Origin of the sequence: Mesorhizobium qingshengii, assembly GCF_900103325.1 — a bacterium.
Lineage (GTDB): Bacteria > Pseudomonadota > Alphaproteobacteria > Rhizobiales > Rhizobiaceae > Mesorhizobium > Mesorhizobium qingshengii.
In genome coordinates this window covers 1-10,077 of sequence record NZ_FMXM01000052.1, presented here as the reverse complement: position 1 = coordinate 10,077, position 10,077 = coordinate 1, and the positions used below count along the sequence as shown (strand labels likewise).

The following is a 10,077-nucleotide window of genomic DNA, read 5'->3' as shown; positions in this document are numbered from 1 at the left end:
TCTCGGCGGGAAAGCGGTGGCGACGATAAAGCGGATCACGAGCAACTTCTGACATGGCCCATGTTCGCACATCTTCATCAGCCGTCGGTTAACTTTACGGTGCCCGGGCAGTAGCCATCGGTGATCAGGTCGCCGGAACAATCCGGCTTTCACTCATGTAGAAGCGCCCCATCGCCCGCATCCCGGAGAGGACGGTAACCTTTCCAGTTCCGCTGGATCGGATGTCTTCGGACACCCGCTCGATCTCGGTCGGCGCCTCCGCCATCAATTCCCGCAACACGCGACCGGTCATCGTTTGCGGCTGCGGAACACCAAGCAGCGACAGTATGGTCGGCGCGATGTCGGTAATGGCACTCGGCGTAGTCGAAACGCGTCCCTGCCCCAGGCCCGCTCCGTACCCGGCGAGGGCCGCGAACAGTTCGCCGCGATGCAGACCGCCATGGGTCCCGCCGCCCGGCCGCAGATCGTTGTCGCCGGCATCGTAATAGACCGAACCGATGCCACCGGCCACGTCATCGTTTACCCTGCTTCCAAGCTGTACGAACAGATCAGGCGCACGGGCGCCGCCGGCGCCGAGCAACTCCAAGGCCAGGCTTCCTTCCACGCGCCCGTGGATGCTTCCAGGCACTCCCGCGCAGCTGAAGGCGCCGCCGAACCAGGCCTGCTCAGTCATGAAGCTCGCAACCTCCTGCAACAAGACTGGGTCGTGCCTCCTGAGCCAGACACCGGCTGCACGTCCTGGTCGCACCAGTATGTCGGTCGCGGCGTCTGCGAAGGAGGCTGCTGCCTTGAACCCGCCTGCACAGAGCGAATCCGCGACGGAAACCAGGCCGCCAATCGTGACGTGGCCATGATCGGAGACGACCAGAAGCGCAATGCTGTTGCGCTCGGGCTGCGCCTCGCGCCAGGCCATCAGCGCGCCGACCACTTCATCGCAAACGCGGATCTTCTCGCGCAGCTGATCCGATCCCAGTCCGTACAGATGCGCCGCGCTGTCCACTTCGGTGCACCAGAGGATGCTCACTGCCGGCTTGCTGTGAGGCCACACCTCCTGCTCGAAGACCCTCAACGCCGCCCTCGGGCCGTCGGCGGACACGCCCCCTGCCGGGATCCTTAGCGAGCGGTGGACGCGCGCCGCAAACTCGTGCGGATGGGCCGTCTGAGGATGGCGGACGTTGAACCCGAGTTGATCGCGTTGTGCACCTTTCCAGTTCAGGGCGGGCAGCACGCCAGGCCCGCTCGACGCGATAACCGCGAAGGGTTGGCCCACCCGGTGGAGCGTCTCCGAAAGCGAGGTCGCCTCGACCAGCTGCCCTCCAAGCCGTTCATCGGCCGCGTACCAATCATGCACCGTCTCAGTGAATATCTGCTCGGGAAACCCGTCGCGCACGTAGAACTGATTGCCGGCAATCCCGTTCGTCTGGGCGGGGGAACCTGTTGCCAGGGCGGTCAGCGCGCCGCGGGTCTCGCTCGGAAACACCGTCGTATGATGGGTACTCCACGTGCCGGCGTTCGCCAGTGCGACGAGGTTGGGCATCGTTATCTCATCGACCAGATCCGGCCGCAGGCCGTCGATGCCCATGACCACGACGTGGCGTACCTCATTGGTCATTGTCTGATTCCTTGACGGTTGCGGGATAAATCACCCGAACGCCAGCCTCGTCCAACGCTTCGGCGAAAGCGGACGGCGGCGGCTGATCGGTGACGATCGTCCCTATCTCGGAAAGTGGTGCCGAGATATAGGAGCCGGGCGCTCCGAACTTGCTGTGGTCCGCAACGGCGATGCGGCGATGGCTGCGCTGGAAGAGCAAGCGCTTCATGTGCTGCAGGTATTTTCCCGACTCGACCAAACCATGCACCGGATCGATGCCATAGGCGGCGATGACCACCGTGTCGAACACACATTCGGAAATTGCGTCCAGCACCTGTTGGCCATTCAGCGCGCCGTCGGCATAGTCATATTCGCCGCCTGTTAGGGTGACCCGGTGCTTCACCCCGCCGTGCAGTGCCTCGGCGATAGCGGGCATGTTGGTCATCACCGAGATCGGGCTCCCCTCGTCCAAGGCCTTGGCAACAGAGAGCGTGGTACTGCCGTGCGTAATGAAGATCCAACCATCGCGTCCGACCAGCTTTGCCGTCAGCTCGCCGATCGAGGCCTTCTCACTGCTCAGGCTGTTGACCCGCATCGAGATCGGCGCCGCGCGTGCCGTTGGTATTGCGCCGCCATGCACGCGCGTGAGAAGCCCATTCTTTTCAAGGCTCGCAAGATCGCGGCGAATAGTCTCCATGGAGACGGAGTATCGCTCGGCCATCGCAGCGATACTGATGCCGTCCCCGGCCTCAAGTTGTTCTGCGATGGCTTGAATGCGACTTGCTGCCGGTAGTCTCGCCACGAGCCCCCCATTCCCAAACTACCCGATAGGCTCGGAGATATTGCTTGGCGTTTACGGTGTGATGTTTTGTGGGATAGTCGAGCCCAAGCCTCATGTCAATCTGGGACCGGAGCTTCAGCTCGAAACCCAAGAATATTGACTGAAATCAAACAGATTTCCGATGCAGAAGGTTATCCCGTGCAAAGCCAACAGGATCGCAGAGCAACAGGTCGCGGCCGAGTGTCGACATGTAAAACCGCGAAACGTCAATTAATGCCAAATTTAGCCACGTAATGTCACATTACCGTTAATAGCCATACCTATACCGAGTGCGATCGACGCCTTGCTGATGGAGCAGCGCACTGCGTTTCAAGAAAGGGAATTTCAATGGATTGGAAGAGATTGGCATATTGTGGAGTAGCGTCCCTGATCGGGTTGCCTCCCATCGCACAAGCGGCGAACATGGTCGAACTCGTTGTGGCGGCAAAGGCCGAAGGTCAGCTTACCGTGATCGCCGTTTCCCATGATTGGTGCGGCTACGGCGCGCTGATCCAGGGCTTCAAGGACAAGTACGGCCTCGCGGTGAACGAGCTCAATCCGAATGCCGGCTCGGGCGAGGAGCTGGCGACGATCAAGGCCAATATGGACAACAAGGGGCCTCAAGCTCCCGACGTCATCGACATCGGCCTCGTCTTTGGTCCGACCGCAAAACAGGATGACCTCCTGCAACCGTACAAAGTGCAGGCCTGGGATGAAATTCCGGCCGTCGTCAAAGATCCTGACGGCTACTGGTATGGCGACTACTATGGAGTGCTGGCGTTCATCGTCAACAAGGATATCGTCGCAAAATCTCCTGCCGACTGGTCCGATCTCCTCGATCCCGCCTATCGGAAGAGCGTATCGATCCCGGCAGATCCCCGTACGGCCAACAACGCGATCCTCAGCATTTATGCCGCTGGTCTGGCGACAGGCGCACAGCCCGGGGCGGAAGCTGCCAAAGCCGGCCTGGCGTTTTATCGCAAGCTGAAGGATGCCGGCAATCTCGTCGCCGGTTTCGGCATTGCATCATCGATCGCCAAGGGCGAAACCCCGATCACGACACGATGGGACTTCAACGGCATCACCTATAACCAGAACTTCAAGGGAAATCCTCCCCTCGACACAATCGTGCCGGCAAGCGTGACGGTCGCTGGCGTCTATGCGCAAGCCATCAGCAAATACGCCCCGCATCCAAATGCCGCCAAGCTCTGGATGGAGTATCTCTATTCCGACGAAGGCCAAACCGGCTTCCTGAAAGGCCTATGCCATCCGATCCGCTTCGAGGCGATGCGCAAATCCGGCAAGATCACCGATGAGATGTTGGCGAAGCTTCCGCAAACCGGGTCCAACCTGGTCTTCCCAGAGCTTGGTCACCTTGTGGAAGCAAGCGACGTGATCGCAAAGGAATGGACCACCACCGTTGGTGCAGGAAGCAAGTAATTTGGATCGGACGTCGACCAATAGCACACCCGGCGCGGGACACGCCCGCTCCGGGAAACCGTCAGAGCCGCGTGCGATGCTTCGTGTTCCCCGTCCCGACTGGCCGGCGCTGATCGGCACGGTGCCCTTCTTCGTCTTTGCGGCCGTCATGATCATCATGCCGACCGTTGCACTGCTTGCCAACGCTTTTGTCGATCGGCAGGGAAGCATCACGCTGACGAACTTCGCGGATCTCGCAACCTCGGAGATCGCAAACGCCTTCGTGACCTCGGCTCAGATTTCAGCGACGACAGCGTTGCTCGGCTCGTTCCTTGGCCTTGGCCTCGCCCTGATCGTCGGCCGCGGCATCGGCAACCGGAAGGCCAGAACGATCATCATGACGTTTTGCGGGGTTGCGTCGAATTTTTCCGGCGTTCCGCTGGCCTTCGCCTTCATCGCCACCTTCGGCAGACTGGGCCTGGTTACGGTGGTGCTGAAACAGGTATTTGGCATCAACCTCTATGCAGCTGGTTTTGACCTGGCGAGCTTTTCCGGGTTGACGCTCACCTACCTCTTTTTCCAGGTCCCCATCGCACTCACCATCATGATGCCTGCCATCGACAGGCTCCCTCGGGAGTGCCGGGAAGCAGCCGAGATGCTCGGTGCATCAGCCTGGCAGTATTGGCGGTATGTCGGACTGCCGGTGCTGTGGCCAACGGTGCTTGGAACGCTGGCGCTGCTGTTCGCCAACGTCTTCGGCGCCATTGCGACGGCCTATGCACTGACAGGCTACGCGGTGAACATCGTGCCGATCCTGCTCTATGCGCAAATCCGCGGCGACGTGCTGCACAACGAGCAACTGGGGGCGGCCCTCGCGCTGTGCATGGTCCTGGTCGTGGCACTCGCCATTACGGCTTATCTGGTCCTGCGCGCACGTGCGGAAAGGTGGATGCAATGAAGACCGTCCTGCGTCTCCTACCGTGGGCGGCGATTGTTGTGGCAGGAATCTATTTCCTGTTGCCACTGATCAGTACCGCCGAGTTTTCGCTGAGTATCCGGCGAGACGGCTATTCGCTCGACGCCTACCGCTCCGTCTTTTCCGACCCCGAGTTCTTCGCGACGTTTGGATACTCGGCAGTGATCGCTGTGTGCACCATCGTCTTCGGTGTCGTTCTGGTGGTCCCGATGACCTACTTTGTCCGCCTGCGGTTTCCCTGGCTGAGACCGATCGTCGAGTTCATCGTCATGCTTCCGCTCGTCGTGCCGCCGATCGTCCTGGTCTTCGGCTATCTCAAGCTATTTTCGTCGTCGTCGGTCCTGCCGCTGACGAGCACCGAAATGGGCTCCAATGCGCTGCTCGTTTGCGGTTACATGACCCTGTCGCTGCCCTACTTCTATCGCGCGGTCGATTCCGGCCTGCAGGCGATCGATGCGCGAACGCTGACAGATGCGGCGACGATCCTGGGCGCGAGCCCGATCACGGTGATCCGGCTGGTGATCCTACCCAATATTCTTTTTTCGGTGTTGTCGGGCGCATTCCTGACGTTTGCCGTCGTCATCAGTGAATTCGTCATGGCCAGCCTCCTGACACGCCCGGCCTTCGGCACCTACATCCAAAAAGTCGGCGTCGCACAAGCCTACGAACCTGCCGCTCTGGCCATCCTCTCGTTCGCCATCACATGGGGCGCGATGGGCATGATCCAGTTGCTGGCACGCTTTGCACCTCAAAAGCACGAACGATAGAAGAAGGGGTCTGAGTAGCAACGGAACAGAAAACCTGGGGATGTCACATTAACTCAGTAAAGAGCTTTTTCCATCGCGCCGCGCCGATTCTTGACGCCCTAACCCTTTGATTTCTTTTGCCCGAAACTTTTCCGCTTGACGAGTAGATAGTAGTATTTCTCGTTAATGTGACATCCCCCAAAGCGCAGCTGTCACATCAATCGATTCATCGATCACAGAACGTGCTCACCTGCGCGAACGGACGGTGTTCATCCGCCAACTCGATGATTGGGCGACGAAAAAGACGAAACTTCGGTTTGCGCGGCCATCGGATAGATGGCTTCGACCTTCATCGTCTTCATGAAGCTTTCCGCTTTGGCATTATCGTAGGAATTGCCGGGCCGACCCATCGATCCAATAAGATCGTGCTCGGCGGGAAGATTGCGATAGAGGAGCGCGGCATATTGGGCGGATTCAAATGGTCGTCGCAACACTCTGAAGTTGGAGGTTGCGATGAGCATTGGAAAGCGGCGATCGGCACGGTCTGGACGAGCGCCATTACCTTCACCAGCACGGCCGCCGGTGGCGGGGCGCGATGAACAGATTAGATTCTGGTGGGCGATTGCCGCGGGGCTGGGTAGTGAAGATGCGCCGCTCGAAGCCGGAGTGTCGCAGCCTGTAGGAACCAGATGGTTCCGAAGGCTGGCGGTATGTCACCAGTGATGTTCAGATCCTCGGCAAAGCCGCTCTCCGGACGCTACCTGTCATTGGTGGAGCGCGAGATCGCACTTCTCAGGGTGCAGGGCTATTCCAGGCAGGCGATTGGGCGCCACCTGGGGCGGGCCGCCTCGACAATCTCCCGTGAACTGCGGCGCAACGCAGCCACCCGCAGCGGCGCGGATCGATCGGCCCGTCGGCCCAAACCGACCAAGCTTGCGCTCAACACAACCTTGCGCAAGCAACTTCTGACATCTCCCATCTTCGCACATCTTCATCAGCCTTCGGTTAACTTTACGGTGCCCGGCCCGTCGATCCTGTCGGTCTTCGCCCGCCGGCGACGCCGAGAGGTCGCGATCGAGGCGGCATCGGCGACGCTGCTTTCGATCCCTTCAGCCTGCAGTACGCGGTGGAGCCAGAACGTTCGAGACCGGCATCCTGGATCACAATGATCGGAAGGTGTCGTGCGTTCGCGATAGCACCTTCTCAAAATGCGCCGAAGGCGCGCCCGCAGCCTGGGCGAGCACGGATCGCGCTTTGGCCGCCGATGGGTGATGACTCGCGGTTCTTGTCTCGATTTGGAAACCCGAGGCCGGCCAGTAGGTCGATGGTTGCGCCCGCCATCCATCGTGCGCAACAGTCGACAGGGCGGTATTCCGATCGCATCCAAAGTTAATTCCCACCCGTGAGGCGCTGCGCGAGTGCCGAATACGGGGGATTCCCACGGCCCCGAGAGAAGAGCGACCGCAGTGTGTGCATCGTCGTCAGCTCCCCGTCAGCTCGTTCGAATAGCTCTCTTCGAGAGCGACCCAAACTCAAATCATATTGAAAGACTTCCGCCAAAAAAAGGGACGAATGCCATGTACGGTCGGAAAGTGCTCATCCGAAAGCTCCAACCAAGCCAACAACCCGCTACGGTCAAGGGCAGCGACGGGTTTGGCAAGCACTTGCGCACATGGCGCCGCCTGATCTCAATGAGAGTTCGTCTCCAGCGCCGGCACGCTCGTACTCGCTAGTCTCGCGGCCTCCTATAGTGGAGATCGACAGGTCTTCGTGTGTTTTGCATTGGGTTCAGTCTGGACCGTCGCAGCAGGGACGACCCGACCTGGCATGACGACTGACGAAAAAATGCTGCTGGTTCTCTCATGTCATGCCACCTGTCGTCTCGGCGATTGCACTCACCCGCCAGAGCCCTGATGTACTACGACAGCAGGCACAAACCATACGCTGCGCATTCTCACCTAAATCGGAGATGAAACATGACGGGCATTGGCAGATCCGGAAAATCACGCATCGCGGATACTGGAGCCGGATTGAGCAGTTCGCGCTCGCAATCGAGTCTTGCCTCCGGGGAAGGCAGCCAGTCGTTCGGTTCCGTCCTAGAGCGGATGTCATCCTCGGCTGCCATTGCGCGCGGTACCCATGATGACCTTGGTGGCAGATATTCCGGCGCTTCCACTGCCCCACATCGGATCCCGGCGGCTGCGCCACGTGCAGCCGGTTCGCGGAGGCGCAGTGTTTCGTCAGCCTCGGATTGTGAAGCCCTGGCGCCGGTAGCCACCCAGCCGTCAACTTCGGGGGTGACAGTATCCAGTTCCTTGTCAGGCGAAGACATCAACGAGACAAAGCGACGAATCCGCTCACTGATTGACGAGATCGAAGTTCTCGAAGGGAAGAGCCTGCATAGCGGAACCCCCTCGCAGTCCCTATACGAGCTCGATCAGATCGTTAATGCGGGCGAAGAACTACTGCAATGTTATGCGAGCCTGCCCAAGTATGTGGCGCGCCGAACTCTATCCGACGCTGATGTGCGTCAATACCGCGCCAACGTGATTAAAAGGGCGAATAGTGCTAACGATCTGGCCCAACATATCTTCGAGACCGAGGAGGAAGAAAAACGGAAGCGGGTGCAGGCAATTGTCAGCAACTTGGTCAACTCCAATGCCACTGTCGACCAACTGAGCCGATCGGCTCCCAGCAGGGCGAAATATCACGTGGCCTGCGCGGAGCTTTGGGACAAGATTGGACAGCGCCACGAAATTAAGCGGTCTGTCTGCATCGCGACAGCGGACTTACCAAGCTCTACAGCCGAAATGCAGCGGGAAGAAGAGGGCGCGCTGCGGCTGGAATCGGGCCACGTTGTCAATTCAAGAATAATGCAGCTGCAATCGCGGATCAATCTCGCCAAGTTCCTGGCTCAGCAGGTGACCATGCTCGATGAACCCATCAGGGCACGCCTCATCGGTGAGAACGGGCAAACGGGTCTGCTGGGTAACTTCATCGGCGAGATTTTTCCGGCATTCCTCTCGACGGCCAAAGCTGTATGGCAGGGGAAAGGACGCCCGTTCGACTCGGAACACTGCGCCGTTCTGGAGGGGGTTCTGGAGCGGCTTGCGGATTTTGCGTCGGCCTTGCACTCCGATGTTGATAGGCTAATGCACCAAGCAAGTGCTGGCCTCCCATTGAAACTGTTGACCCGGATCGTGGACGACGCCTGGATCGCTTCAGAGGAGGTTACGTACCTGCTCGCACTGCAGCCGAAGTCACCAGCCCCTGAACTGCCGGCCAACGCTGACGCTGCGACACCTGGAGCTGCTGGCACGACTATGGTGGCCGAAAGCACTACAGCGCCCAGAAAAAAAGGAAAAGGCAAGAGCAAGCAGGCCGCTGGTGCTGGGAGTTCGGCGGCCGGACGGCCGGAGCCGCAAGTCGCTGCGGCCGTCAGCGACCCTGCACCGGCAGCCCAGGTGCTCGTACGCACGGATTTAGGTACGAAGAAGCTCGTGAGTGCAGAGGAGGCGCGGAACAGTGCGTCGTCCGCGGCAGCAAGCCTGGCGATTTTGCAAAATGTAACAGCGGGGCAGGACACGAAGTCACTAGTCGCACGGTCGACCGAACTTTTGAAGTTCGATCTGCCTGCTCAGCAAAGTGTGGTCTCCCGAGCGCTTTCCCTGAAACCCGAGGACGCCGAACACGCCATCGGCCTCGCGGTCCAGCGGCTGCAAACGCAGACTGCCGAGATAGAGGCCTGCCTCTCAACGTTGGAGGCGTTTCTTCTCTCCAAGAAGGGAAAGCTGGACGACTTGCACCGACTAACGGTTCAGCTCAAGGAAATGTTGTCCCAAGTGCGGGGACTGGCAAATAGGTGGGACGAAAAAAAGGCCGCTATGGTTACAGACTGCATGAAGAGGTATTCATTTCCCTCGCAGAACTACCTTGAAAAGTTGCTCGACGCCGAGGAGTTGACGCCTGTGGATCCCCCGTGCGCGTTGAACCCAGAGCCGAGCAATCTGTTCGAGATTAGGCTGCAGCCAAAGGCGCTGAGCAACGGTACCCCACCGAGTCCAATGTGGGTGCACATCCACACGACATCCAAGATATATGCGCAGCAGTTGGCAACGCTGGACAGCGCCGAGTTCGCCGCTTGCCACGTCAAGTCCAATGAACAGCGCGGCCATAATCGGCAGTGGCAGAGCTCCCGGGCTAAGAAAGGTTACGACAACGCAATCCACCGCGGCAAGCTCGCCCCCGCCTTCTGTAAGTCCTTGTTGAGCGACCGGGCCTATATGCGAAATGGGCCGGCCTAACCGAGGCATTTTGTGGACTGCAACCCGCTTGGTAAGAGGTGGCTCGGCAAAATTGGACAGGGTGATAAGTGGAATTTCTGCCTGAGATCGGCATGAGTGCCGGAACAGGAGAATGACGAATGACCAGACGACCACGCCGGAACCACAGCCCGGCTTTCAAGGCGAAAGTTGCGCTTGCGGCGATCAAGGGAGAAAAGACGCTGGCCGAGCTGGCGCAGCAA

General features: G+C 59.5%; 7 protein-coding genes and 2 pseudogenes. 5 read left to right on the top strand and 4 right to left on the bottom strand.

Annotated elements, in window-relative coordinates:
* Nucleotides 1-124: 124 nt before the first annotated feature.
* Complete coding sequence (locus tag BLS48_RS33560; protein WP_038654957.1) at nt 125-1,612, bottom strand: alkaline phosphatase family protein; 1,488 nt, start codon at nt 1,610-1,612, stop codon at nt 125-127.
* Nucleotides 1,602-2,393, bottom strand: a complete 792-nt coding sequence (locus tag BLS48_RS33555; protein ID WP_038654954.1) for a DeoR/GlpR family DNA-binding transcription regulator — start codon at nt 2,391-2,393, stop codon at nt 1,602-1,604. Before BLS48_RS33555 ends, BLS48_RS33560 begins: the two co-directional genes overlap by 11 nt.
* A 366-nt stretch (nt 2,394-2,759) precedes the next feature.
* Between BLS48_RS33555 and BLS48_RS33550 the strand changes: the two genes are divergently transcribed.
* The 3 genes from BLS48_RS33550 (at nt 2,760) to BLS48_RS33540 (ending at nt 5,573) form a co-directional block, all read left to right on the top strand.
* On the top strand, nt 2,760-3,851 hold the full coding sequence (locus BLS48_RS33550) for an ABC transporter substrate-binding protein (protein ID WP_038654951.1): 1,092 nt from the start codon (nt 2,760-2,762) through the stop codon (nt 3,849-3,851).
* 76 nt (nt 3,852-3,927) lie between these two features.
* Nucleotides 3,928-4,788, top strand: a complete 861-nt coding sequence (locus tag BLS48_RS33545; protein ID WP_038654948.1) for an ABC transporter permease — start codon at nt 3,928-3,930, stop codon at nt 4,786-4,788.
* Nucleotides 4,785-5,573: an ABC transporter permease gene (locus BLS48_RS33540; protein ID WP_038654945.1), complete on the top strand. Its 789-nt coding sequence runs from the start codon at nt 4,785-4,787 to the stop codon at nt 5,571-5,573. Before BLS48_RS33545 ends, BLS48_RS33540 begins: the two co-directional genes overlap by 4 nt.
* Nucleotides 5,574-5,821: 248 nt before the next feature.
* On the opposite strand, the gene BLS48_RS33535 is transcribed toward BLS48_RS33540, so the two are convergent.
* Entirely contained in the window at nt 5,822-6,073 is a 252-nt protein-coding gene (locus BLS48_RS33535; RefSeq protein WP_091586579.1) for a hypothetical protein, read from the bottom strand.
* Here BLS48_RS33535 and BLS48_RS36900 point away from each other — a divergent pair.
* Nucleotides 6,066-6,508 (top strand): annotated as a pseudogene (locus BLS48_RS36900) (helix-turn-helix domain-containing protein); the annotation flags it as partial. The gene BLS48_RS33535 and the pseudogene BLS48_RS36900 overlap by 8 nt on opposite strands.
* 68 nt (nt 6,509-6,576) lie before the next feature.
* Here the strand turns inward: BLS48_RS36900 and BLS48_RS35415 are convergent.
* A pseudogene (locus BLS48_RS35415) lies at nt 6,577-6,725 on the bottom strand (IS110 family transposase); the annotation flags it as partial.
* 1,142 nt (nt 6,726-7,867) lie between these two features.
* Here BLS48_RS35415 and BLS48_RS33525 point away from each other — a divergent pair.
* On the top strand, nt 7,868-9,856 hold the full coding sequence (locus BLS48_RS33525) for a hypothetical protein (protein ID WP_244530006.1): 1,989 nt from the start codon (nt 7,868-7,870) through the stop codon (nt 9,854-9,856).
* Nucleotides 9,857-10,077: the final 221 nt, after the last annotated feature.

What these genes read in the sequence shown, in the direction of transcription:
- BLS48_RS33550 (WP_038654951.1), top strand. Translation starts at nt 2,760, where the DNA reads ATGGATTGGAAGAGATTGGCATATTGTGGAGTAGCGTCCCTGATCGGG.
- BLS48_RS33540 (WP_038654945.1), top strand. Translation starts at nt 4,785, where the DNA reads ATGAAGACCGTCCTGCGTCTCCTACCGTGGGCGGCGATTGTTGTGGCA.
- BLS48_RS33560 (WP_038654957.1), bottom strand. Translation starts at nt 1,612, where the DNA reads ATGACCAATGAGGTACGCCACGTCGTGGTCATGGGCATCGACGGCCTG.
- BLS48_RS33545 (WP_038654948.1), top strand. Translation starts at nt 3,928, where the DNA reads ATGCTTCGTGTTCCCCGTCCCGACTGGCCGGCGCTGATCGGCACGGTG.
- BLS48_RS33535 (WP_091586579.1), bottom strand. Translation starts at nt 6,073, where the DNA reads ATGCTCATCGCAACCTCCAACTTCAGAGTGTTGCGACGACCATTTGAA.